The organism is Sphingomonas parva (ex Maeng et al. 2020) (assembly GCF_004564275.1).
GTDB lineage: Bacteria > Pseudomonadota > Alphaproteobacteria > Sphingomonadales > Sphingomonadaceae > Allosphingosinicella > Allosphingosinicella parva.
This window is the reverse complement of sequence record NZ_SPDV01000021.1, coordinates 62,597-85,862: the sequence shown is the minus strand read 5'-3', so window position 1 is coordinate 85,862 and position 23,266 is coordinate 62,597. Positions and strand designations below refer to the sequence as shown.

28 protein-coding genes are annotated in these 23,266 nt (G+C 68.9%); 6 read left to right on the top strand and 22 right to left on the bottom strand.

Features of this window, described 5'->3' with window-relative positions; all coding sequences use genetic code 11:
• Positions 1–78: 78 nt before the first annotated feature.
• On the bottom strand, positions 79–540 hold the full coding sequence (locus E2493_RS12385) for a hypothetical protein (RefSeq protein WP_135087220.1): 462 nt from the start codon (positions 538–540) through the stop codon (positions 79–81).
• Between the two features lie 186 nt (positions 541–726).
• Here E2493_RS12385 and E2493_RS12380 point away from each other — a divergent pair, with 186 nt between their 5' ends.
• Positions 727–1,062, top strand: coding sequence for a PilZ domain-containing protein (locus tag E2493_RS12380; protein ID WP_135087218.1), 336 nt, complete (start codon positions 727–729; stop codon positions 1,060–1,062).
• Positions 1,063–1,089: 27 nt separating this feature from the next.
• Here the strand turns inward: E2493_RS12380 and E2493_RS12375 are convergent, their stop codons facing one another.
• From E2493_RS12375 to E2493_RS12365, 3 genes are all read right to left on the bottom strand, one after another.
• On the bottom strand, positions 1,090–1,425 hold the full coding sequence (locus E2493_RS12375) for a hypothetical protein (RefSeq protein WP_135087216.1): 336 nt from the start codon (positions 1,423–1,425) through the stop codon (positions 1,090–1,092).
• Positions 1,426–1,587: 162 nt separating this feature from the next.
• Positions 1,588–1,989, bottom strand: a complete 402-nt coding sequence (locus E2493_RS12370) for a nuclear transport factor 2 family protein (RefSeq protein WP_135087214.1) — start codon at positions 1,987–1,989, stop codon at positions 1,588–1,590.
• Between the two features lie 90 nt (positions 1,990–2,079).
• Positions 2,080–2,295 (bottom strand): KTSC domain-containing protein, encoded by a 216-nt coding sequence (locus tag E2493_RS12365; RefSeq protein ID WP_135087212.1) that lies wholly within the window; start codon positions 2,293–2,295, stop codon positions 2,080–2,082.
• An 86-nt stretch (positions 2,296–2,381) separates the two neighbouring features.
• On the opposite strand from E2493_RS12365, the gene E2493_RS12360 reads away from it, so the two are divergent.
• The 3 genes from E2493_RS12360 (at position 2,382) to E2493_RS12350 (ending at position 4,864) form a co-directional block, all read left to right on the top strand.
• Complete coding sequence (locus tag E2493_RS12360; protein ID WP_135087210.1) at positions 2,382–3,578, top strand: TonB family protein; 1,197 nt, start codon at positions 2,382–2,384, stop codon at positions 3,576–3,578.
• Between the two features lie 122 nt (positions 3,579–3,700).
• Complete coding sequence (locus tag E2493_RS12355; protein ID WP_135087208.1) at positions 3,701–4,183, top strand: thermonuclease family protein; 483 nt, start codon at positions 3,701–3,703, stop codon at positions 4,181–4,183.
• A 51-nt stretch (positions 4,184–4,234) separates the two neighbouring features.
• Positions 4,235–4,864: a hypothetical protein gene (locus E2493_RS12350; RefSeq protein ID WP_135087206.1), complete on the top strand. Its 630-nt coding sequence runs from the start codon at positions 4,235–4,237 to the stop codon at positions 4,862–4,864.
• A 12-nt stretch (positions 4,865–4,876) separates the two neighbouring features.
• Here the strand turns inward: E2493_RS12350 and E2493_RS12345 are convergent, their stop codons facing one another.
• A complete protein-coding gene (locus tag E2493_RS12345) occupies positions 4,877–5,344 on the bottom strand; it encodes a GNAT family N-acetyltransferase (RefSeq protein ID WP_135087204.1) in 468 nt (155 codons plus the stop codon).
• 103 nt (positions 5,345–5,447) lie between these two features.
• Here E2493_RS12345 and E2493_RS12340 point away from each other — a divergent pair, with 103 nt between their 5' ends.
• Entirely contained in the window at positions 5,448–5,684 is a 237-nt protein-coding gene (locus E2493_RS12340) for an MbtH family protein (RefSeq protein WP_135087202.1), read from the top strand.
• A gap of 61 nt (positions 5,685–5,745) precedes the next feature.
• On the opposite strand, the gene E2493_RS12335 is transcribed toward E2493_RS12340, so the two are convergent.
• From E2493_RS12335 to E2493_RS12270, 14 genes are all read right to left on the bottom strand, one after another.
• Positions 5,746–6,192, bottom strand: a complete 447-nt coding sequence (locus E2493_RS12335; protein WP_135087200.1) for a hypothetical protein — start codon at positions 6,190–6,192, stop codon at positions 5,746–5,748.
• Positions 6,192–6,614, bottom strand: a complete 423-nt coding sequence (locus E2493_RS12330; RefSeq protein ID WP_135087198.1) for a hypothetical protein — start codon at positions 6,612–6,614, stop codon at positions 6,192–6,194. The genes E2493_RS12335 and E2493_RS12330 overlap by 1 nt, the downstream gene beginning before the upstream one ends.
• 123 nt (positions 6,615–6,737) lie before the next feature.
• Positions 6,738–7,379, bottom strand: a complete 642-nt coding sequence (locus tag E2493_RS12325) for a hypothetical protein (protein WP_135087196.1) — start codon at positions 7,377–7,379, stop codon at positions 6,738–6,740.
• 368 nt (positions 7,380–7,747) lie between these two features.
• Positions 7,748–8,119, bottom strand: a complete 372-nt coding sequence (locus E2493_RS12320; RefSeq protein ID WP_135087194.1) for a VOC family protein — start codon at positions 8,117–8,119, stop codon at positions 7,748–7,750.
• A 187-nt stretch (positions 8,120–8,306) separates the two neighbouring features.
• Positions 8,307–9,386: a ribonucleotide-diphosphate reductase subunit beta gene (locus E2493_RS12315; RefSeq protein ID WP_135087192.1), complete on the bottom strand. Its 1,080-nt coding sequence runs from the start codon at positions 9,384–9,386 to the stop codon at positions 8,307–8,309.
• 22 nt (positions 9,387–9,408) lie between these two features.
• Positions 9,409–9,630 (bottom strand): hypothetical protein, encoded by a 222-nt coding sequence (locus tag E2493_RS12310; RefSeq protein WP_135087190.1) that lies wholly within the window; start codon positions 9,628–9,630, stop codon positions 9,409–9,411.
• Entirely contained in the window at positions 9,627–9,872 is a 246-nt protein-coding gene (locus E2493_RS12305) for a hypothetical protein (RefSeq protein ID WP_135087188.1), read from the bottom strand. The genes E2493_RS12310 and E2493_RS12305 overlap by 4 nt, the downstream gene beginning before the upstream one ends.
• A gap of 426 nt (positions 9,873–10,298) precedes the next feature.
• Positions 10,299–10,766, bottom strand: coding sequence for a DUF2231 domain-containing protein (locus E2493_RS12300; protein WP_135087186.1), 468 nt, complete (start codon positions 10,764–10,766; stop codon positions 10,299–10,301).
• 135 nt (positions 10,767–10,901) lie between these two features.
• Entirely contained in the window at positions 10,902–11,966 is a 1,065-nt protein-coding gene (locus E2493_RS12295; protein WP_135087184.1) for a LacI family DNA-binding transcriptional regulator, read from the bottom strand.
• 125 nt (positions 11,967–12,091) lie between these two features.
• Complete coding sequence (locus E2493_RS12290; protein ID WP_225421440.1) at positions 12,092–15,289, bottom strand: TonB-dependent receptor; 3,198 nt, start codon at positions 15,287–15,289, stop codon at positions 12,092–12,094.
• A 428-nt stretch (positions 15,290–15,717) separates the two neighbouring features.
• The gene (locus tag E2493_RS12285; protein WP_135087182.1) at positions 15,718–17,595 is read right to left on the bottom strand and encodes a ribonucleoside-diphosphate reductase subunit alpha; all 1,878 of its coding nucleotides are present in this window, start codon (positions 17,593–17,595) and stop codon (positions 15,718–15,720) included.
• Positions 17,596–18,032: 437 nt separating this feature from the next.
• Positions 18,033–18,545 carry a hypothetical protein gene (locus E2493_RS12280; protein WP_135087180.1) on the bottom strand — a complete coding sequence of 171 codons (513 nt, stop codon included), beginning with the start codon at positions 18,543–18,545 and terminating at the stop codon, positions 18,033–18,035.
• On the bottom strand, positions 18,545–19,045 hold the full coding sequence (locus tag E2493_RS12275) for a hypothetical protein (RefSeq protein WP_135087178.1): 501 nt from the start codon (positions 19,043–19,045) through the stop codon (positions 18,545–18,547). The genes E2493_RS12280 and E2493_RS12275 overlap by 1 nt, the downstream gene beginning before the upstream one ends.
• Positions 19,042–19,281: a helix-turn-helix transcriptional regulator gene (locus E2493_RS12270; protein WP_135087176.1), complete on the bottom strand. Its 240-nt coding sequence runs from the start codon at positions 19,279–19,281 to the stop codon at positions 19,042–19,044. Before E2493_RS12270 ends, E2493_RS12275 begins: the two co-directional genes overlap by 4 nt.
• Positions 19,282–19,403: 122 nt before the next feature.
• On the opposite strand from E2493_RS12270, the gene E2493_RS12265 reads away from it, so the two are divergent.
• Positions 19,404–19,721, top strand: a complete 318-nt coding sequence (locus E2493_RS12265) for a GIY-YIG nuclease family protein (RefSeq protein ID WP_135087174.1) — start codon at positions 19,404–19,406, stop codon at positions 19,719–19,721.
• Between the two features lie 160 nt (positions 19,722–19,881).
• Here the strand turns inward: E2493_RS12265 and E2493_RS12260 are convergent, their stop codons facing one another.
• The 3 genes from E2493_RS12260 to E2493_RS12250 form a co-directional block, all read right to left on the bottom strand.
• Positions 19,882–21,789: a M1 family metallopeptidase gene (locus E2493_RS12260; protein WP_225421436.1), complete on the bottom strand. Its 1,908-nt coding sequence runs from the start codon at positions 21,787–21,789 to the stop codon at positions 19,882–19,884.
• Positions 21,790–21,866: 77 nt separating this feature from the next.
• The gene (locus E2493_RS12255) at positions 21,867–22,505 is read right to left on the bottom strand and encodes a phosphatase PAP2 family protein (protein ID WP_167737505.1); all 639 of its coding nucleotides are present in this window, start codon (positions 22,503–22,505) and stop codon (positions 21,867–21,869) included.
• Positions 22,492–23,196 carry an HAD family hydrolase gene (locus E2493_RS12250; RefSeq protein WP_135087170.1) on the bottom strand — a complete coding sequence of 235 codons (705 nt, stop codon included), beginning with the start codon at positions 23,194–23,196 and terminating at the stop codon, positions 22,492–22,494. Before E2493_RS12250 ends, E2493_RS12255 begins: the two co-directional genes overlap by 14 nt.
• Positions 23,197–23,266: the final 70 nt, after the last annotated feature.

Sequence of the window (23,266 nt, the reverse complement as noted above, 5' to 3'; positions counted from 1 at the left end):
TCGTGTGCTTCACGTCCTCAAAGAACCGCCGCGATCATGGAATCGCGAGCAGGAACATATCATGAACATCAATTCTGGTCAAGATCTGCCGCGATCCTGCCGGGGGGACCCGGCAAGCACGCCTTCGAGAAAGGCCTCGAGGCGCAGCGCGCAGGCGGTGAAGGCGTCGGCGACCGTCTCCATCTCGGCGATGGTCCATTGATCGCCGTCGCGGAACAGGCGCTGGGCGCCGTCGGCCGCCTTGCCGGGCTTGGCGTGGACCAGGTTGTTGCGGGTGCGGGTGAAGGCCTGGAAGTCGCGCGCCGCCTGCTCCAGCGCCTGCTGCTCGGGCGAGGGCTCGAGCGCCTCCGAGACGAGGCGGCGCAAAGTGTCGGCGACACGGCCGGCGGTGCGGTCCTCGAGCGCGTCGACGCTGCCCGGCGCGATCCGCTCGCAGCATTGGATCGCCCGCCATTCGAGCGTCGCGAATGCATAGACCGCGAGGCCGAGGGCAGCGACATAATCCTCGTCCACGGCGATCTTGAAGCGGTCGTCCCTCACCGGTCCGTCCTTGGCGCGAGACGCCCCGGGGAGTCCAGCACCGGCCGCATCCGGCCCGATCAGACGGGCCGGAACCGGCAACGCGGTTAGGAAAAGGTAAGCCTCGGCCAACATTCGTGGTTAGCGCCGGGTTAACCAGCATCCTCTGTTGCCTACGACCGTTCTGTTCCCGCAAAGGAAGTGGCAATGCGCTACGGCTCGTTCAGAAAATCGACCAAGAGCTTCGAGACGCCTCCTACCGAGGTGGCGCGGAGCGCGCGCGTCGACCTCTCGGTGGTCAGCGCCATCGAGGTGAACGGCCAGCGCGTGAACGTGCAGGTCTCCGATTTCTCCGGCCAGGGCGTCGGCGGCCGCTGCGCCATGCCGCTGCCGATCGGGGCCGAAGGCTCGATCAGCCTGCCGCGCCTCGGCACTGTGCCGATCCAGATCCGCTGGGCGTTCGGCGGCCGCTTCGGCGCCCGCTTCGCGGAGGGCGTCGATGCCGATGCCCTGCTTCCCGCGCCGGTGATCCCCGCCGAATGAGCCCTGCGGCGGGCGTTCGCCGCCCGCCTACCAGCAGCGCCAGCCCCAGCCGTCCCACACCAGGCCGCGGCACGGACGGCGCCAGGTGCTGCCCCAGCCGAATCCGGGATGGTCCCGCCACCCGCGGCGTGGGCCGTGCCAGCGGCGATCGTTCCAGTCGCGCCGGCTCCAGCTACGGCCGTCGCGCCAACGCCAACGATCGTCGCCGCGCCAGCGCATCCGATCGCCGCGCCAGCCGCCGTCTCCGCCGACATGGACGATTACCGCGGCTGCGCCTCCCGGCCGGGCCTCAGCCGCGGCGCTGATCGGGATGACCATCGCGGCCACGAGCGCCGCGGCTGCTCCAAGCAACAGCTTGCGCATCTTCGCTCTCCCATCGGAGCGGCTCGGGCGCCGCTCGAACCCACGCACGTGCACCCCAGGGACGCTCGAGCCCGCGCAAGGTGCTCTTCCGCCCGCATGTCGCGGGCGGGAGAATAACGAACGGCGACCGGAGCCGTTTCACGGGCGGTGGGGAGCGGGCGCTCAGACCTGGCCGGTCACCCGCGCGACCTGCAGCGTGTCGACATATTGCTGGAACGAGGCCGCCTTGCCGTTCTCGACGCGCCAGACGTGGATCATCTGGCTGTTCTGGGCCCGTCCGGTCGCCTTGAACGTGCCGCGGTAGCGGCCGAGCACGACGACGGTGTCGCCGGCGTCGAGGAACTGGTTGGGCATCACGGTGAAGCCGTCCCAATCGCCGGCGATCCGCCCGAACACGCCGAGCACCGCCTGAGGCCCGCGATAGGGATTGCCGTCGGCATAAGGATAATTCTCGGCTTCGTTCCAGACGATGTCGTCGCCCATCCGGGACAGCGCGCCGGCGACGTCGCCGGATCCGAAGGCATCGTAGATCCCGCGGACCAGATCGACATTCTCCTGCGACATCCATTTCCCTCCGAAGCCGTTGCAGGTACGAAACATACCAGCGAACGACGACGGCGTCATGACGTCATTTCAGCGCGGAGCGCACCCCGCTCAGGCGGCCTCCTCGTCGCTCTCGCATTCCTCATATGGGTATCGGCCGCGGATGCGGGCATTGAAGTGGCGGCCCTTGGCGAAGGCATTGCGGAAGGCGGCGGCGGCCTCGGGCGGCACCTCGCGATAGACGTAGCGACGCCCGGTGGTGAACAGCACGACGAGCTCCCGCGTCTCCTCCCGATAATCGAAGCGGCGGATGATCGTCGACGGCATGAGGCGATAACGCAGCAGGGCCGTCGGGAGTGCCGCAGTGCTCCGGCTGGTGCAGAGCCGCAGAATGATATAGTATATCCTTTGCGATGACTCACGACGCAACGAGCCTCTGGAGCAGCGATCTCGCCGCGCCCGGCCGTGCGGCGCAGCTGCTGCTCGCATCGATCGGGCTGGCGGTGATGCCGATCTTCCTGCTCACCTATCCGCCGCCGACGCACAAGGTCATGCTGTGGGAGACTCCGGCCGAGCTGGCGCAGGTGCGCAGGTTCCACCGCCTCGCGCTGGAGGCAGACGGAGCCATCCGCTGGGACGGCGAGAAAGTGGATCTGGTCGCGCTTCGGCGCAGGCTCGAGATGGTCGCGGTGACGCCGCAGGAGGGCGTGGACTTCCGGCCCGACCGCGGCGTACGCTACGAACTGTTCCTGGAGGTGCTGACGGTGATCCGCTGGGCGCGCATGGACCGGCTGCGGCTCGACCGGACGTGGTTTGCGGATGCGCCGGACAGCTGGATCGGTGCGGACCGCACGTCACCGCTCCGGCAGTTCCTGCCGAACGAAGCTCCGATCCGTCTCGCGCTCTATGACGCCTGCGGCGGGGACGCCGAGCTGCGCTGCGAGCAATTCGCCCCCGAGATCATGCGCGGCATCCCGCCGAGGATCGCGATCGAGGCGCTGCGCTGCACCGAGACACAGGCTTTCCGCCGGCCGCGGCGCGACTGCCGCTTCGCGCTGGCGCCCGCGGGCCGGCCGCGCACCACCTGCCGGATCCGGCTTCAGCTCGTTCCGGGCCACCACGCGCCCTATTGGTCCACCATGGAGCCGAACGAACCGTCTGCGGCGGTTCGCAACGCGACCTTGCCGGTGATGGACCTCGGACGCTCGACCCTCGCCTGCAGCGGACCGCTGCTGCCGCTGACCGCGCCGGCGGAGCCGGTCGATCCCTCCCCCGCGGTCCCGCCGCGCGCCGGCAATCTCTCGCAGCTGATCACGACGGACGATTATCCGGAGATCGCACCCAAGCGAGGCGCGCGACCGGCGGCGACCGAGGTCAAGCTTCGGGTCGGCTCGCATGGGCGCGTGGTCCACTGCACGATCCTGCAGCCGAGCGGATCCGAGATGCTCGATCGCCGCACCTGCGCCGTGATCAGAGCCGGCGCACGCTTCACCCCGGCCCTGAACGCCGCCGGTGAAAAGGTCGCGGCCGAAGTGGTGCACCGGCAAGTCTGGCGCTGTCCGGGGCTGCGCCCCGGTCTTCCCCCTGTCCTCGCCGGAAAAGACTGCTAGGCTCCGGTCCGCGCCCGTCGCGGCGCCCTCGCGGGAGGGAGTCCCGCCTGTCCGTTGCGTAGAGTGTGAAATGCCCGTGATCCTGCCTGTGCCCGCCGACCTGCGCGCCGCCGCCTGATCCGATGAGCAACTTTCCCTTCGGCGGGCGCGCCTCGCGCCGCCGCCGCCGCGGCGCCGTGCGGCTGATGGTCCTCGCCGGTGTACTGCTCGGCCTCACCGCCTACGGCACGCCGTGGCTCGAGCACGAGTGGATCGACATCCCTGGCCTGGGCACGCGGCCCGAGACCGCGCAGGCGGCGGTGCGGGTGATCGACGGCGACACCTTCGTCTACGGCGAAGAAAGGATCCGCATCGCCGACATCGACACGCCCGAGCTGCGCGGCCGCTGCCCGGAGGAGAAGGCGCTCGCCCGCCGGGCGACGCGGCGCCTCGACGACCTGCTCGCCGCCGGCCCGTTCGAGCTGCACCGCGTCGGGCGCGACGAGGACCGCTACGGCCGCAAGCTGCGCGTGGTGACCCGGGACGGTCGCAGCCTCGGCGATGTGCTGGTCTCGGAAGGGCTGGCGCGGACCTGGAGCGGCCGCCGCGAGCCCTGGTGCGTGTAAGCGGCGGTCGCGCCGCAGGAACGCGGCGCCTGCACGGCTCGTTCAGGCCTGATGCGTAACGAACTCCTCACCGCGGCCGCCCTGCTCGCGCTCGCCGGCTGCTCCGAAGCGCCGCCGGGCAACGACGCCGCCAATGCGGCCGATCCCGTCTCCAACACTGTCGGCAACGCGCCCGCCTCCTCTCCGGCGCCGGAGGACGGCGCCGCCGCCCCGGCGCCGCTGCCGCCGGTCGAGCCGTCTGCCCCCGGCACGCCCGGCGGGCTGCCCGACGACCGCACGCCGGTCTCCGAAGCGCCATTCAGCGAGGAGAGCGCCCAGGGTGCCGCCAACGTCGTGCAGACCTATTACGCTCTGCTCGAGGCCGGGAAGCATCGCGAGGCGTGGCGGCTCTGGTCGGACGGCGGCAAGGCCAGCGGCATGGACGCGGAAGCCTTCGCGGCGAGCTTCGCGAAATATGGCGAATATCACGCCCAGGTCGGCGCCCCCGGGCCGATGCAGGGCGCGGCCGGATCGTCTTATGTCGAGGTGCCGGTGGTGGTCTACGGCCGGCTGAAGAGCGGCGCCGAGGTCCATATGAACGGGCCGGTCACTTTGCGCCGGGTCAACGACGTGCCGGGCGCCACCGCCGAGCAGCGCAAATGGCACATCCATAGCAGCGGAGTGAAACCGAGACCGCGCTGACCGGCGGCGCGTTCAAGCCTTCGGGACGGCAATTCCGAGCTCGCCGGTGGGGCTCCAGCCGAGGCTCTCGTAGAGCGGCCGGCCCTGCTCGCTCGGATGGAGGATCATGTACTCCAGCCCGCGCGCCCGCCCCTCGTCCATCGCCGCGGCGACCATGCGGCGGGCGAGGCCGCGGCGGCGGTATTGCGGCTCGACATAGAGGTTGAGCACATAGCCGCGCCGGCCGGTGGTCGGGTGCAGCCAGTGCGGCGGCCAGTCGATCTCCATCATGCCGATGCCGGCGGCGACCTCGCCCCCATCCCCTTGCGCGATCCAGCCGAAATAGCGGCCGTCGTCGAGCCGCGGGCGCAGCCATAAGCCGAACGGCTCGGCCATCGCCGCGATCGCCACGGCCGGGCGCCCGCCCTCGCGGAACATGGCGAGCCGGTGGCGCCGGATCGTCTCGAAATCGTCGGGGGTGATGGCGCGGAGACTCGGCATCGCCGCGCTCTAAAGCCTGATCGTCCGGGGGGAAAGCATCGCGCGCTCGGCTGGGTGCGCGTCCCGGGCCATGCTATTCTCGGACGAGCGGAGGAGCGTTGCCATGGACGACGACATCGGCGGGGAAGATGGCGCGACCTATCTGGTCGTGGTCAATGACGAGGAGCAGTACAGCATCTGGCCGGCCGACCGCGAGCTGCCGCTCGGCTGGCGCGCGGAGGGGACGCGCGGCAGCAAGCGGCAATGCCTCGACCACATCCAGGAGGTGTGGACCGACATGCGGCCGCGCAGCCTGCGCGAGGCGATGGACCGGGAGTTCGACGAGGGCGGCGAAGGCTGAGCGGCGGAGGCGTCCGCCCTTCGACGCGCGGCGGGAGCCAAGCCGGGGTGGAGACGGTCGATCAATCGAAGTGCCGGGCGACTTCTGCGGCACGCGCCCGCGCTCGCAGATCGGGCCGCGCCACGCCCCAGAACAGCGCGCCGGCCGCAAGGCCGCCGAGGCCGAAGGAGACAAAGGTATAGGCGGCACGCGCGAGCGAGATCGGAGCGTAGCCGGTGAGCCGGAAGCCGATCGCGGAGATCACCATCGGCAGCAGCATGATTGCCAGACCGCAGAGGGCGTAGAGACGCAGGTCCGCCGGCCGCCGCCGCCGGATCGCCAGCCAAAGGGGCACGCCGAGCAACGCCTGGCAGGCGTAAGCGTAGACCATCGTGCCGAGGAACATTCCTTCGGGATGGGAGGAGAAACCCGTCCCTCGCGGCCATAAGGCGAATACGAGTGCCTGTCCCACCGCCAGGGGAGCCGGCGCCACGACGAACCCCAGGGCGACCCGCGCGAACGCGCGCATCAGGCGGCGGCGGCAGGCGCCCGGACGACGTGGCGATCCGGCCGGAGGATGCGCCAGAACAGCGCCCCCGCCGCGAGGCCGCCGAACCCGAACAGCAGAAGATTGTAGCCGATCACGAAGGGCGAGAGCGGCACCTGCAGCGCCGTCCAGACGAGCGACAAAGTGATCGGGGTGAGCAAGGCCGCCGCCCCGAGCAGAGCGTAGAAACGAACCGTCACGGGGCGCGGCCGCCGGGCGACGAGGAACAGCGGCACGCCGATCACCAATGCGAAGACGTAGACGAGGACGTACATGGCGAGGAACATCGAGCTCGGATGCTCGAACACGCCCATTCCGTCCTTCGGCCAGTTGGCGACGACCAGAGCCTGGACGAGGGCGATCGGGAACGGCGCCGCGAGGCAGGCAGACATGGCGCGCAGCATGACGGGGCTCCATTCGGAATGATGCGCGCGGTGTGGCCGAACGCCCGGGCGTGCGCAAGCGCAGCAGCGCGCAGCGAGGACGGAGGGTGGGCCCGCGCGTTCAGGTGGGTGCCGGCGCCTTCCTCAGCAGCGCCAGGACGTGCCGTCCCATACGAAGCTGCGGCACGGATTGCGCCAGCCCTCGCGATAGCCCGGCGGGCGCGGCTGCTCGTCCGCCCCGGACGCGCCGTCGTCGCTCCAGCCGTCCTCCCGATCGGCATAGCCTGCATCGGCATAGACCCAGCTGCCGCCCCCGCCCCAGACATGGACGTCGCCCTCGTCGCGGTCGTGGCGCCGGCGGTGGCCACGATCGGACCAGTCGCGGCCGGGATTGCCGTCGCCGACGCCGACGTACCAGCCGTCCGAGCCGCCGCTCCAGCGGCCGCTGTGCCAGCGCGCGCCGCTGCCGCCATGCCCTTCGTTCCACCCGCCATCGGTGCCACCGCCGTCGCCCGAGCCGTGGCCATCGCCGCCCCGGCCGCCATTGCGGTGCGCGCGGATGAAGCCGGCTTGGCGGCCTGCGCCGGAGCGCGCCCCGGCAATGCCGACGGCGCCGCGGCTGTGGACGCCCATTCCCCAGCCTCCACCGGAGGCGCCGCCGCCGCGGGCGCCCGGCCCGGCCGCACTCACCCCGGCGAAGCCGGCGCCCTGCGCCTCGGCCAAGGCCGGCGCGAGCAGCAGGGCGGCAGCCATCGCTGCGGCGGCGGCTGGGATGATCCTGGTCATCGTTCGTCTCCTTCGCGTGCGGCGCGAGCAAAGGCGGACGGAGCCGCTCGCGGCGTCAGGACCCGGCCGCCATTCTACGCGCTCGCGCCGCATCTCCCAAATCTGCAATTTCTTCGTTGGCGGAGGGGCACGATCCCAGACCTGAAGAGCGCCCGGTTCCCGGTCACGCCGCCCGGTCGAGGATGACCCCGCTCGTCAGGCGGTCACGACACGCCTCTCCGGGTGGACGCCAGGCCGGTTCCGCCGGGAGACGGATGAGTGTCCTCCGTGTTCCCAAGTCGCCGGCCACACCGGAGCAGCTCTTCCGGGCCCGGCGCAGAAAGGGTGCAGTCCGGAGGGCCCGGAGCCGCTTCGCCGCAATGGCGCGGTCAGCGTGCGACAGGCTGCCCGAAGGTGATCCAGAAGCGGTTGAGATCGCGGATAATGAATTCGCGCCGGCCGTATTCGGTGGCGTGCGGCGGCTCGACGATCTCAGCGCGATCCCTGAGGCGGCTCCACAGCACGTCGAGCGCATCGGTGTCGATGTAGAGATCGACCTCGCGCCGCGGCGCCTCGCTCGACTGCCCGCCGAGGTTGAACATCAGCCCGGTCGGACCGAGCCGCAGCGCCGCCCAGTCCCAAACCTCGGTGTCACTGCAGGTCGGATTGTATCCGATCAGAGCGAAGCCGAGCGCGACGTACCAATCCGCAGCGGCGCGCACATCGGGCACGTGGATCATCGGCGTGAGCTTGGTGGCCATCGCGCTCGATCTCCTGCGCAGGATTGCAGGAGAGCGGTATAGCATGATCGGACGGCATCGGCTGCGAGTGTCTCTGCGGTGCCCCGCGAGGCGATCGACCGAAACCGAAGGCAGCCGTCTTCAGAACGGACAGGGGCCGCGCCAGCGTGCGCCGGCGCGGCCCCCGCGCGTTCAGAGAGAGGGAGAATTACTCCGCGGCCACCCCAGCCCGGGAGAACATGTCGCCCTCCATTTCCGGCCCGGCCGCGGCCTCTTCCGCCGCGGCGTTGACCGCGTCGTTGGCGGCCTTGGCGGACTTGCGGCGGTCGAAATTGTCCCAGACCTCGTTCCAGTTCCCGCGGGTCGCCGCCTTCGAATATTCCGTCGCGCGGGTCTCGAAGAAGTTGGCGTGCTCGACGCCGTTGAGCAAAGGCGCGAGCCAGGGGAGCGGGTGCTCGTCGATCATGAAGATCGGGCGCAGGCCGAGCTGGCCGAGACGCCAGTCGGCGATGTAGCGGATGTAGCGCTTGATCTCCTTCGGCGTCATGCCGGGGACCGGGCCCTGCTCGAAGGCGAGATCGATGAACGCGTCCTCGAGATCGACCGTGGTGTGGCAGACGTCGCGAATGTCCTTCTTCACCGCCGGGGTCAGGCAGTCGCGCTCCTTGACGAAGGCGTGGAACAGCCGGGTGATGCCCTCGCAGTGCAGGCTCTCGTCGCGCACCGACCAGGAGACGATCTGGCCCATGCCCTTCATCTTGTTGAAGCGCGGGAAGTTCATCAGCATCGCGAAGCTGGCGAACAGCTGCAGCCCTTCCGTGAAGCCGCCGAACATCGCGAGAGTGCGGGCGATGTCCTCGTCGCTGTCGACTCCGAAGGTCGCCAGATAATCGTGCTTGTCCTTCATCTCCTTGTACTGAAGGAACATGCCGTATTCGCTCTCCGGCATGCCGATCGTGTCGAGGAGGTGCGAGTAAGCCGCGATGTGCACCGTCTCCATGTTGGAGAAAGCGGCGAGCATCATCTTGACCTCGGTCGGCTTGAACACCCGGCCGTATTTCTCGTGGTAGCAATCCTGCACCTCGACGTCCGCCTGGGTGAAGAAGCGGAAGATCTGGGTGAGCAGGTTGCGCTCGTGCTCGGTCAGCTTCTGCGCCCAGTCGCGGCAATCCTCGCCGAGCGGCACCTCTTCGGGAAGCCAGTGCAGCTGCTGCTGGCGCTTCCAGAACTCGAACGCCCAGGGATATTCGAACGGCTTGTACTGCTTGCGGGCTTCGAGAAGGGGCATCGGGCTTACTCCGGTACGAAAATCAGGTGAGACGAATCTGGGCGGCGTCGCTGAACAGGCCGAGCAGGCAGAGCCCGATGCCGACGAACACCGATGCGCCCACGGTGATGGTGAGCTGCTGCGGACGATCCCGGCCGGTGCCGGCGCGGATCGCGCGCAGCCCGGCGAGACCCGAGACGATCCCGATCAGCGCGACGACGATTCCGAAGCCGATCTGGAGATGGCCGAGGGTGAGGCCGCTCATGCCGCGCCCCCGGCAATCGCCGTGCCGGCGAGCGGGGTCAGCCAGCCGAGCGCGAACAGGAGCAAGGCGACGAGCAGCGACCAGGCGGCGTAGCGCCGGCCGTCGCGGGCGCGGGCATAGCCGGGCGTGCCGCGGCCGTGGCCGGCATGGCGCCGCCAGGTGATTGCCTGGCCGAAAGCGTAGAGCAGGACGAACGCCGCGACGATCGTGAGCAGATGGCCCCAGGTGAATTCCGCCAGCATCAGCACCCTCCGGGCGCGAAGCGTGCGCGGGATCCAGCCAGTCTCATCGTCGCCCCCTGCTCAACAACGCCACAGCCGCGCCGGAAGAAGGTCCGGCGGCCGCCCCGGCGGCTGCCTGCCCACGCTCCCCTCGCGCTTCGAAGACTGTATGCGATCGCGAGTCTCACCACCACTCCAAACGCCCACAGGCGGGCAAGAATCCTGGGGATAAATACCAGCGGTTGCGGGAGCCCGCGAACGCGCACGCAATATATCGGGTGCGCAACGGGCGGCTGCAAGAGCAAGGTTCCCGTTTCGTTCTAGCGCTTTCGGCGGCGTTTGGAAAGCATCTGCAGGCGGCAGGAGATCGATTGCGGCAGCGGCCTGCAACGCCTCCTCCGCCAGCCGTCGGCTGGTCCCCTCCCCGCCGGCGGAGAGGATCGCAAATCAGCGCTGACCGCCGGCTCCGCGCGACGCCACCCCGACGCCGTGCCGGAAGACCAGCTCGCCGCCCTTCCAGCCGGTGAAGCCGAGGATCGCCACCGCGACCGCCGAGAGGATGATGCCGGCGCCGCCGGCGGCCCTTTCGTCGCCGAGGCGCAGCACCAGGTTCACCGCCTCGATGGCCACGGCGAGCAGATTGCCGATCATGTGCATGCGGGCGTCCGAGAGGGCCCGCACCCGCGCGTCGCCGAGGAAGTCGGCCAGGCCGAACAAAGCCGCGAGGAGGGCGGTGACGATGCCGGCGCCGACCAGCCAGAGCGAGGCGCGCGCCCAAAGTGCGCTGCCGTCGATCACGAAGGCGGCGTCGGTGGCCAGCGCCGCGATGAACAAGGTGATCGGAAAGGGCACCAGCATCGGATGGATCGGATGGCCCATGATGCGGGCGGTGCTGCGTGGATTGTCGCCGTTCATGCCGTCTTCCTCCTCTCGACCCGCCAGGCTGCCGCGTGCCGGCGGCTGCCGATTGGATGCCGGAGGGAGGGAGAAGTTCCGCTGCACGGGACCCGACGCGCGGCGGCGCGCGCGCGGCAGCCCTCGAGGCGGCGATCAGAGCGCCGGGGGGCGGCTCTTGGGAACGGCGTCCGACTGACGGCGGATCAATTCGAAATCGAGCAGGCGGTGGGGCGGCTCCTGGCCGCCGCCGTCCCTTTGCTCGCGGATCAGCTCGGTCAGCATCGTCACCGCTTCCTCAGACATGGTCGAGACCGGCTGGCGGACGGTGGTGAGCTCCGGCCAGATGGTGGTGGCGAGCGGCGTATCGTCGAAGCCGACGACCGAGAGATCGGCGGGGACGTCGAGCCCGCGGCGGTGCGCGACCGCGACCGCGGCGGCGGCCATGTCGTCGTTGCTGGCGAAGATCGCGCTCGGCATCGGCATGTGCCCGAGCAGCCTCTCGGCGGCGTCGAGCCCCGAATGATAGGTGAAGGTGCCGGCGGCGACCAGTTCGGGCGCAACCGCAAGGCCCGCTTCTTCCATCGCGGCACGATAGCCCTGGAGGCGGAGGCTGCTCGAGGCGTGTTCCGGCCGGCCGGTGATGAAGCCGATGCGGCGGTGGCCGAGCCTGACGAGGTGGCGCGTCATCGATCGGGCGGCGGCGAAATCGTCGATGCCGATCGAGGCGAGCGTGTTCGAAGGGCGCATCGAGCCGGTGGCGATCAGGGCGATGCCGGCGGCGCGCAGCCGCGCGACCAGAGGCTCGGCGTCGCAGACCGGCGGCGGCAGGATCGCGCCGTCGAGGCGCGCGTCGATCAGCATGTCGGCGGCGGCCGCGAGGTCCTCGCCCGGCATGTACCTCTTGACGATCAGCTGGGCGTTGATCTGGCTGCAGCGCTCGAGCGCGCCGACCAAGAATTCGCTGAGATAGGCGGCGTTCGGGATGCTGAGCACCAGGCCGAGCCGCAGCGCGCTGCCGCCGGCGAGCGTCCGCGCGGCCGGATTGGGCGCGAAGTTGAGCTCGCGGATCGCCGCATCGACCCGCGTCCGGGTTGCGGCGCGGACCCGCGTCTCGCCGTTGATGACCCGCGACACGGTCATCGACGAGACGCCGGCGCGCCTGGCTACGTCATGGATGGTCGCCGCGCCTTTCGGGCGGCGTGCAATTTCCTGGGCCACCTGGTCTCGTCAGTAAGAAATGCCGGATCGCGTGCGGCCATAGAGCCGCAGGCCAAGATCGCACAACCGACCCGCGCCGTGAACAAGGAGGCGGCCGGCCGGAGCCGGCCGCCCAGGGGAGGACCTCAGAACCGGCCCCGCAGGCCGATCATCACCGTGCGTCCCGGATTGTAGAAAGTGAAGGCGGCGTTGGGGAACTGGAAGTAGGACCGCTGATCGGCCTTGAAGAGGTTGATCACGTCGAAGGTCAGCTCCGGCAGGTGCCGCGTGCCGAGGATCTCCTCGAGATTGAAGCTCGAGGAGAAGTCCCACTGCTGATAATCGTCGCTGAACAGCGCGGCCTGGGGAATGCCGTTCTGGTTGGTGCCGCTGGTCTGCGAACCCTTGTTGAACGTGGTCGACAGCCGCGCGCTGACGCCATGGCCTTCGTAGTACGCAGTGACGTTGTAGGTATATTCGGCGACGCCGAGCGCGGTGGCCGGTGCCGCGCCGCTGCCTTTCTGGTCGATGATCGTCAGATTGCCGCTGACGCCGAAGCCGTCGATGCCGAGATAGCGGCCGAGCAGGAAATCGAGCGGCTGGACGACGCTGAACTCGAGGCCGTTCACGGTCAGCGTGCCGGTCGCGTTGACCTGCTGGTTCAGCACCACCGTCGCCGCGGCCGGCCCGCCGCGCGCGTTGATCGCGGCCTGCTGGGTGGGGGTGAGCGCGTCGTAGGTGATGCCGTAGGTGGCGAGGAAGGAGAAAGGCACCGTCGTCGTGCCGGTGGTGGTGAAGCCGGTGATCTTCTTGCGGAAGGCGGCGACGCCGATCATCCCCTCGCCGCCGGTGAAATAGTCGAAGCCGAGATCGATGTTCTCGGAGACATAGGGGTCGAGGGCCGGGTTGCCGACCGAGCCGATGTCGGCCGACGGGTTGCTGAAGTTGACCCCGGGCAGCATCGCGTTCGGGTCCGGCCGCGTCATCGTCCGCGACAGAGCGACGCGGGCGATCGCATTGTCGGCGACGTTGTAGGCAAGGGTGAGCGACGGCAGCCAGTTGTTGTACTTGTTGTTGGTCGTCGCGAAATTGACGATGTTGGGATAGCGGGCGCCGTCGGCGATCTGGGTCTGGCCGGGCGGGATGTTGGCCGGATCGACGTTGCGGGGATCGGGCAGCGACACCCGCCCGCCGATCGTCTGGCTGGTGCGCACGTAGCGCATGCCGACATTGTAGCGCAGGCGGTTGCCGCCCAGCTCCGTGTCGCCATTGGCCTCGATGAACAGGCCGGTGGTTTCCTCCCGGACATAGCCGCCGTTCGCCCCGGTGTTCGCCTGACCGGTCTCGGGCGCCGCGTCGTGGAAGGCGTCGTAGCTCGTCGCCTGCTTGAACTTCTCCCAATCGAGCGTGACGAAGCCGCTCGGCCCCGGCCGCAGGTAGGTCGGGACGGCGGCGTTGGGGACGAGCGAACCGCCGTAGACGACCGGGCCGCTCATGCCGGCGGAGAAGCCGGTGCCGAGACCCGGGTAGGTCGGGTAGCCGGCCGGCGCGGCGCCGGGCGCGTTCAGGCCCTGGCAGGGCGGCTGGCTGTTCGGTCCCGGCAGGAAGACGTTGGGATTGTTGCCGCAGACCGCATTCTGCCACGCCTGGCTGTTGTCGAAGGCCTGGATCCTGCGCTCGATGTCGTCATAGGCGCCGCCGACGCGGATGTTGAACGCCTCGTCGCCGAAGGTGAGGCTGCCGCGAATGCCCTTGCTCTCGGTGCGGCGGCGCTCGTCCTGGATGTTCACCCGTCCGCCGTTCCATCCGAAGTTCGCGGGATCGTCGAGATCGACGTTGGTGGTGATGACGGGCACGCTGCCGTCGTTGGCGTAATCGACGGTCACCCCGGAGTTCGGGACGGTCTGGAACAGCACCGACGGGGATTCGCGGTGGAAGCGGCTGCGGTTGTAATTGGCCTGGAGATCCAGCTTGATCTCGTCCGCCATCTGCCATTCGAGGCCAGGATTGACGCCCCAGAACGAGGTGTCCTCGATGAACGGGCGGTATTCGAGAAAGAATTGGGCGTTGGCGAATGTGCCGCCGGTGACGACGCAGCCCTGCGAGCAGTCGTCCCGATCCACCGTCATGTTGAGCGGGATGGCCGCGCCGTTGCGGCCGATCCAGTTCATGTCGACGCGCTGGAGATCGTTCTCCTTCCTGCCGTACATCGAATCGACGTAGAAATGCAGCGCGTCGCTCGGGCGCCATTCGAGCGCGACGATGCCGTTGTAGCGGTTGCGCGAGCCGTAGACCTCCGAAGGGCGGCCGAGCCGCGGCAGGATCGCATTGTCGATCTGCTGGATGGTCAGGCCCGGATTGCTGGCGAGCAGGAAGGCCCGGTCGATCGTCGCACCGGGGGTGAGACCGTTGCCGGCATTGGAAGGAACGGTCGCCGGGATCGTCCAGTTGCCGCCTCCGGTCGCGTTGCACCCGGTCGTGGCGCCGCATTGCGCGGCCGAGAGGTTGGGATTGGTGTAGCCGATCGTCTCGAAACCGTTGGTGCGCACCTTGTTGCGAACGACGGCGGCGCCGACGAGAATCCCGAAATCGCCGAAGGTCGTGCTGGCGATCACCGAGCCCCGGCCGCCCCAGTCGTCTGCCTCGGAATTCTTCGTCGCCTGAATGGAATAGGTAAGGCGTGATCCCTTGGTGTCGAACGGCCGTGCGCTGCGCATGTTGACGGTGCCGGCCGCGCCCCCTTCGACCATGCTGGCGAGCGGGCTCTTGTTGACGGTGAGCTGCGTGAAGAGCTCGGTCGGCAGCAGATCGAGATCGACCTCGCGGTTGGTGCTCTGCGAATCGGTGCGGCCGGTCGAGGCGACGGCGACCGGCGCTCCGTTCAGCAGGACGCGCGTGAAGTTGGTGCCGAGGCCGCGGATCGCGACGTTCAGGCCCTCGCCGGTGACCTCGCGGCTGATCGTCACGCCGGGAACCCGGTTGAAGCTCTCGGCGATGTTGGTGTCGGGGAATTTGCCGATGTCCTCGGCGAAGATCGAATCGCTGAACCCGACCGACTCGCGCCGGGCGTTGGTCGAGCTCTGCAGGCTGCGGCGGAAGCCGGTGACGACGATGTCCTCGCCGGCCGGCGCGCCGGGCGTGCTCGCACCGTCCTCGGGACTGGTCTGCGTCACCGTCGCGGAGTCCTCCGTCAGGGCACCGGCGCCCTCGTTCTGCACGGTGCCGCTCTGGCCCTGCCCATCGGCGCCGGCCTGGGCGAGCGCGGGCCAGGCGGTGCCGGCCATCAGCATGGCCGAGATCGCGAGCGTGCGGCGGACAGTGGGCCGGAACGAACGAATCATCATCTTCCCCTCCTGTTGGCCGGCTCCGCGGTTCTCTCGTCGCGTAATGTTACCGGTAACTTCGGAGGCTATGCCTCAGTTATTCGTTCGTCAACGTGGTGATTTCAGTTGCGGGTAGAAGACGGAAACCGGTTTCTGTCCGCCACTCAATGTTACCGATAACGCGCCGGCCGCGGCCCGTCCTTAGCATCGCCGGCGGGGGAGGACGCACCTCCCCGCCGGGGTCGTGGCCGCCCTGAGGGGCATCGGCCGGAAGGCCTCCAGGAACGCGAAAGGGGCCGGGCGCCGATGTCGGCGCCGACCCCTTCATCGATCTGCGCGGGCCCTCAGGAGGGATTCATGCCGCTGCAGCCTGGCCCGTTCCGGCCAATCACCCGGAGGTCATTGGCAGGCCAGAGTGCCTGGCCTGTTCCGGCCAATGACCCGGGGGGTCATTGGCAGGCCAGGCATTCGTCGTAATCGGTCGTGGCGGCGAGCTCGATCTGCTTGAGGTCGGGCGTGTTGTCCGCCTCGACGCCGCCGGCGAAGCCGGCGCGCTGCACCGACTTGGAGCGCAGATAGTAAAGCGATTTGATGCCGAGCTCCCACGCGCGATAATGGAGCATCAGCAGGTCCCATTTGTCGACGTCGGCCGGGATGAACAGGTTCAGCGAGGTCGCCTGGTCGATATAGGGCGTGCGATCGGCGGCGAGCTCGATCAGCCAGCGCTGGTCGATCTCGAAGCTGGTCTTGAACACGTCCTTCTCTTCCTGGGTGAGGAAATCGAGGTGCTGGACCGAGCCGCCGCGCTCGAGGATCGACGACCACACGCCTTCGGAGTTCTTCGCCTTCTCCTTGAGCAGGGCCTCGAGATACGGATTGCGGATCGAGAACGAGCCCGACAGCGTCTTGTGGGTGTAGATATTGGCCGGGATCGGCTCGATGCAGGCGGAGGTGCCGCCGGCGATGATCGAGATCGACGCGGTTGGCGCGATCGCCATCTTCGAGCTGAAGCGCTCCATCACGCCCATGTCGGCGGCGTCCGGGCACGGCCCGCGCTCGTGCGCGAGCATCATCGACGCCTCGTTCACCTGGGCGCTGATGTGCTTGAAGATGCGCATGTTCCAGGACTTGGCCATGGCACCCTCGAACGGGATGCTGCGCGCCTGCAGGAACGAGTGGAAGCCCATCACGCCGAGACCGACCGAGCGCTCGCGCATCGCGCTGTACTTGGCCCGCGCCATCTCCTCCGGCGCGCGATCGATGTAATCGGTCAGCACGTTGTCGAGGAAGCGCATGACGTCTTCGATGAAGCGGCGATCGCCGTTCCACTGGTCCCAGGTCTCGAGGTTGAGCGAGGAGAGGCAGCAGACCGCGGTGCGGGCGTTGCCGAGGTGATCGATGCCGGTCGGCAGCGTGATCTCGGAGCAGAGGTTCGAGGTCGAGACCTTGAGCCCGAGGTCGCGCTGGTGGCGCGGCATCGTCGCATTCACCTTGTCGATGAAGATGATGTAGGGCTCGCCGGTCTGGAGACGGGTCTCGACCAGCTTCTGGAACAAGGCGCGGGCGTCGACCTTGCCGCGCTCCGAGCCGTCCTTCGGGCTGCGCAGCGTCCATTCGGCGCCGTCGCGGACCGCTTCCATGAACGCATCCGTGACGAGCACGCCGTGGTGGAGGTTCAGCGCCTTGCGGTTGAAGTCACCCGACGGCTTGCGGATCTCGAGGAACTCCTCGATCTCCGGGTGCGAGATGTCGAGATAGCAGGCGGCCGAGCCGCGACGCAGCGAGCCCTGGCTGATCGCGAGGGTGAGCGAATCCATCACCCGGACGAACGGGATGATGCCCGAGGTCTTGCCGTTGAGGCCGACCGGCTCGCCGATGCCGCGGACGCTGCCCCAATAAGTGCCGATGCCGCCGCCGCGGCTGGCCAGCCAGACGTTCTCGTTCCAGGTGCCGACGATGCCGTCGAGGCTGTCGTCGACGCTGTTCAGATAGCAGCTGATCGGCAGGCCGCGGCCGGTGCCGCCGTTGGAGAGGACCGGAGTCGCCGGCATGAACCACAGACGCGACATGTAATCGTACATGCGCTGGGCGTGCAGCTCGTCATCGGCATAAGCCGAGGAGACGCGGACGAACAGGTCCTGATAGGATTCGCCGGGAAGGAGATAGCGATCCTTGAGCGTGTCCTTGCCGAAATCGGTGAGCAGCTCGTCGCGGCTGCGGTCCACCTGGAGCGGATAGATCGCCGGCCTGGCCGGCTTGCTCTCCGCCGCCGGACTCGCGACCGTGACGTCGTCCGACGCGATTTCGCTGCTGCCGCTCAGGTCCATGCTCACACCCCTTGTTCTTATTCCGTTCCGCAGGCTCTAGCCCAGTATAAGCGCGATTGCGAAGGGGGACGCGGCGCTTATTCGGCTTGTCCCCGATTTCCACAGGGCAGCCCGTTTCCGACTGCGGACCGATATGGGGACCGCAGCGAACGCCTACAAGTGCTAGCGTCACCCCCATGGCAGCGCCACAACCGTTTGTGCCGCAACTCGAATCCGCCGCCAAGAGCCTTAATGAGTTATGCACAGATTTCGGCGCTGAAGATGCGGCGAACGGAGCCGCTTTTCGCTTGCAAAACAGCGCTTCGGGAGAAGTCCGGGAGTCGTGAGAATGCGCCGAACGGTTGGTCGCAAGGCGGGTCGCCGCGATGGGGCGCGAGCTCCGGGCGCAAGACCGTCATCCCGGCTTTCGCCGGGTGACGAACTAGGCACGCCCTCCCCTATTCCTCCGCGTCGAGCCGCGGCTGCAGCCAGCTCGCGACCAGCACCGGCAAAGCGAGCGCCGCGGCCTGGAGGCCGAGGCCGAGCAGCACCCATTCGGTGACGTTGGCCGGTATCCACGCGCCCACCGCAGCGGCATAGCCCGCGTAGAAGCAGAACAGCATTGCGCCCCAGAGAAGGATCGCACCCGAGAGGCTCCCGGCGCGGGCCTTCAGCGCGATCTCGCGCTCGTCCAGCGCAGCGGCCGGATCGGGATCGAGACGCGGTCCGAACAGGCGGAGCACGGTCGCGGCGGTGCAGCCGGCGACGAACGCGAGCGCGCCCGTGAACCCGGCTTGCGGCGATACGGCGCCGCGCGTCGAGGCGGCGACGAGGGCGTAGCCGATGAGCAGAGCCGCCAGCGAGGCGGCAGGCAGCCAGCGGAAGCTTCGCCGGCGCCGCTCGGCGTGCGGGGTCAGGATGTCGAGGCGCGTCCGATGGACGAAGCGGTCCAGGCTCTCGAGCAACGGCATCACGCTTCCTCCTCATCGTCGATCGGCGTCGCCCAGAGCGAGGACGGCTCGAACCACTCGAGAGTCAGCACCGGCAGAAACAGGCTGACGTAGGAATAGGGAATGAAGGCCTTCATCAGCATGTCGCCGTCGAGCACGACCCAGGCCTGTTCGATGGCGAGCGCAAGGGCGCCTATGGCGATCATGTTCAGGACCACGAACAGATTGTAGGTGAGCCCGCTGGCGCGATCGCGCAGCGCCAGCTCGCGCTCGTCGAGATCGGTGATGCCGGTTGCCGCCCGGCGGAGCGGGCTCTCGCGGTGCAGGATGTTGAAATACGGCGAGGTGAACAGCGCCCAGCCGCCGGCGATCACGACCAGCAGCATGAGGACGTCGAGGGTCGCCATGGCCACATCGCCCCAGGCATCGCCGGTCTCCTCCGGCAGCGTGTAGAACAGGACCAGGGCGAGGAGCGCGAGGATTCCGGCGGCCGCGCGATGCCGTGCGATCATTCTCGTCATGATGCCTCCTGGACGCGCTTCAGCGCGTCGGTGACCGATTCGAACGGGGTGAAGGAGAAGACCAGTTCGACCGGCACGCCGAAGAAAGCGGCGATCTTCATCGCCAGCTCGAGGCTCGGCTTATAGTCGCCCCGCTCCAGATAGCCGATCGTCTGCGGGTTCACCCCGACCGCCTCCGCCAGCGCCTTGCGGGACACGTTGCCGTCGGCACGCAGTAGGGCGATTCGGTTGAACATGTGGGTTTGCTACATGGTTTGTTGTGTTTACGCAATAGATCGTTTGCTAAGCAGCATTGCTCCTTCCAACACCGTCATTCCGGCGAAAGCCGGAATCCCCGGTCGGTAGGGCGCTGGCGCAGATGGCCGCACCGGCGCATCCTCACGGGGTGAAAGGCGGCTGGGCCTACATCATGACCAACAAGCCCGGCGGGGCGCTTTACGTGGGCGTCACCGCCGACCTTGTGGCGCGGGTGGCGCAGCATCGCGCGGGTACGGGATCAGCACACTGCCGGCGCTACAACCTCAACCGACTCGTTTACGCGGAGCACTATCCCACGATCGACGAAGCGATCGCGCGCGAGAAAGCGCTGAAGGAGTGGCGGCGCGCCTGGAAGATCGAGCTGATCGAAGCCGTCAATTCCGATTGGGCGGATCTGTGGGAGACGATCAACGCCTGAGGAGCCGCGCCTCCCTTGAGCGCGGCGCCTTTCCGACCGGAGATCCCGGCGTCCGCCGGGATGACGTGCCCAGGAAGAGGTGCAGCAGAATCACCCCGTATATGCATAATGTAACCCTCACGTAGCTTGTCACGTGAGGGTTACACAATCCTCGCAGGCGCTATTTCCCCATGATCTTGTCGACCGTGCCGGTGGTGACCGCGTGGTAGGTCGGCCGTGCCCTGGCGTAGATGCGCTCGGCGATCGGGCGGCCCCAGTCGCCCTGGGCGACCAGGGTCTCGAACAGCGGGGCGACGAACTTGCGGCGGCCGAGCGACATCAGGAAGCGCTCGGCGGGCGCGACGGCGGGCTGGTAGCGGTTGGCGAGGGCGAGCTGGAGCCAGGCGAACAGGGTTTCGGCATTGCCGCTCTGCGAGAGCTGGAAGGCGCGGTCGAGCTCGGCGAGCCGCGGCTGCGGCAGCGTGCGCGGCAGAGCGTTGAGGAAGCGCAGGCGCTCCGCCGTCGTCCAGCCGCCATAAGGCACCGCCGCGGCCGGGCCGCCGGCGTTGAAGGCCGTGACCGCGCGGTCGACCGCGGCGAAGGCGGCCGGATCGGGCCGCGCGACGTTCGACGGCAGGCCCGGCTGATAGACCCATTGATCGAGCATCAGGCGCCGCTCGAAATCCTGATCGCCGCGCACCAGATTGGCGCGCAGATCGGCGAGGAAGCGGGCCGACGTCATCGGCTGGAAGGCGTGACGATCGAAATAGGAGCGCAGATAGGCATCGAAGCGCTCGCGCCCGACGGTCCGCTCGATCGTGCGCAGGAAGGCCGCGCCCTTGTCGTAGACGATGCCGCTGGCGCCGCCCTCATTGTCCTCGTCCGGATTGTGGAGGCGGGTGCCCGGCGCGGTGGCGCCGAGCTCGGTCAGCGCCCCCTCGATCTCCGAAAAGGACAAGGCCTCCTCCTGGGCGGCGCGCGCCTTGCCGTAGAGCGCCTCCATGATGCGGTTCTCGAAATAGGAGGTGAAGCCCTCGTTCAGCCAGCTGTCCGGCCAGACGGCGTTGGTGACGAGATTGCCGGACCAGCTGTGCGCGAGCTCGTGCGCGACAAGGCCGACGAGGCTGCGGTCGCCGGCGATGAAGCTCGGCGTCAGGAAGGTGAGCGTCGGATTCTCCATGCCGCCGTAGGGGAAGGCGGGCGGCAGGACGATCATGTCGTAGCGGCCCCAGCGATAGGGACCGTAGAGCGCCTCGGCGGCGGCGACCATCTTCTCGGTATCGACCAGCTCCGCCGCGGCGGCGGGCATCGTCGCCGGCTCGGCCCAGACGCCGGTGCGCGGCCCGAGCGGCTGGAAGGCGAGATCGCCGATCGCGATGGCGATCAGATAGGGCGCGACCGGCTTGTCCATGCGGAAGCGGAAGGCGCGGCCGCCGGCGGCGGGCTCGCCCTCCGGGCTCAGCCGCTCGCCGCTCATCACCGCAGTCAGCGGCTCGGGAACGACGATCCTCGCCTCCCAGGTCTGGCGGATGCCCGGACTGTCCTGGGTCGGGATCCAGGTGCGGTTGAGGATCGCCTGGCCCTGGCTGAACAGGAACGGGTGCTGCTTGCCCGCGGTCTGCTCGGGCGAGAGCCACTGCAGGGCCTCGGCCTGCGGCGCGCTGGCGTAAGCGATGCGGATCTGCCGCGCGCCCTGCAGCTGGATGGTGAGCGGCGCGCCGAGCGCGGGATCGGACGCCCCGAGCGCGAAGGGCAGCGCCCTGCCCTGCCCGTCGGTCACCGAGGCGATCTCGAGACCCTTGGAATCGAGCACGATCTCCCTGGCGCCGCGGGCGGCCTCGACATCAAGCGTGGCGGTGCCGGACAGGCGTTTCGCCGCGAAATCGGCGGCGAGATCGAGCGCCACATGGGTGACGCGCGCCTCGGCGGGGCGGGCATGGGTCGAGCTGTCGACCGCATCGGCGCCCGTCAGGACCGGGGCGACCAGGCCGGCGGTTTCCGGCTGGGCCTGCTCCGCGGTCGGGGCGCAGGCGGCGAGGGCGAGAAGCGGAAGGGCGAGGATCGGCAGGCGGAAGACGGACTGGCGCACGCGGCGGACTCCTGGAAAGCGCTGGGAAGCTGCTTGCGGACCTAATGCAGGCCGCCCGCTCTTGCCAGAGGGTGCGATCAGGTGCCGGGCGGGAGCGGCAGCACGATCGGGAACGCAAGCGGCGGCACCTCCGGGGAGGACGGACGCAGCGCCTTCGCGGCGAGGGCGAGACCGGCGTCCAGCGCTGCCTCGGCGGCGATGCCGATCGCCAGACCGGCGCCGACGTCGGTCGGATAATGCGCGCAGCGCGGAATCTGCGCGGCGGCGAGGACACCGCCGGCGGCATAGGCCGGTGCCGCGGCTTCGGGAAAAGCGCGGGCGAAGGCACGCGCGACTGCGGCCGCTCCGGCGGCGTGGCCGGAAGGAAAGCTGCTCTCCTCCTTGGCGCGGCTGCGGCCGGGGGCCAGGCGATGATCGGTCTCGGCCCGGCCGAGCGAGCGCGGCCGGGTGCGGTCGATCCGATGCTTGACGAAGTCCTTGGCAAAGGTCGCCAGCGTGTGCGCCGCGAGCATGCGGGCGCCGGCGAGCACGAGACGGCGATCCTGCTGGAATGCGCCGAGCGCCATGGTCGCCGCGCAGAGGATGCGCAGCTGCGGCTCGTCGCCGAGATCGGCCAGCCGCTCGAACACAGGATTGTCGCGGATCGGCTGGACCGCCTCGACGACCTCGACGTCGGCCGCGAGCAACGGCTCGGCGGCGTCCTCAAGCTTCGGCATGGAACCTCGCGAACGGCGATGCCGCGTAGCGGGCGAGGAGATCGCGCGGGCCGTCGAACAAGGCGATCGCGCCGCCATCGAGCAGCGCGTCGTCGGAAAAGCCGCCCGAGCGGAAGCCGATCACGGCCAGGCCGGCGCGCCGTGCGGCAAGGACGTCCCACGGGGAATCGCCGATGACGATCGCTTCTTCGGCGGCGACGCCGGCCCTGTCGAGCGCCGCCTCGAAGATGTCCGGGCACGGCTTGGAATGCGCCGCATCGTCGCGGCTGGTCGTCGCGAAGACGAGATCCTCGCAGCCGATCAGGGCGAGGTGGAACGCCACCTCGTCCTGGTTCGACGAGGAGGCGAGGAGGATGCGCACGCCGTCCGCCGCGAGCCGCTCGAACAGCGGCCGGACGCCGGGGAAAGGCGCGGCGCGCGGAAGATAGTCGCGCTTGAACAGAGTGCCGCGGAAACCCTCCAGCGCCTCGCGCTCTGCCTCGGGGATGTCGCCGAGCAGGGTCGGGATCAGATTGTCGCCGCCCTTGCCGATCTGCTCGCGGATCGTCTCGACCGGAAAGTCGTGGCCGAAATGGCGGAGCGCCTCGGCCCAGGCGACGGCATGGAGATCGTTGGTGTCGACGAGCGTACCGTCGACGTCGAACAAGGCGGCGCGCGGTGCGGGGCGGCGGGAAGGATCTGCATCGAACATGTCCCGACAACGGACGATCGGAGCGACTGTTTCCGTGCGCGTGCGCGGCGCCCTCTCTGCTGCGGATCTT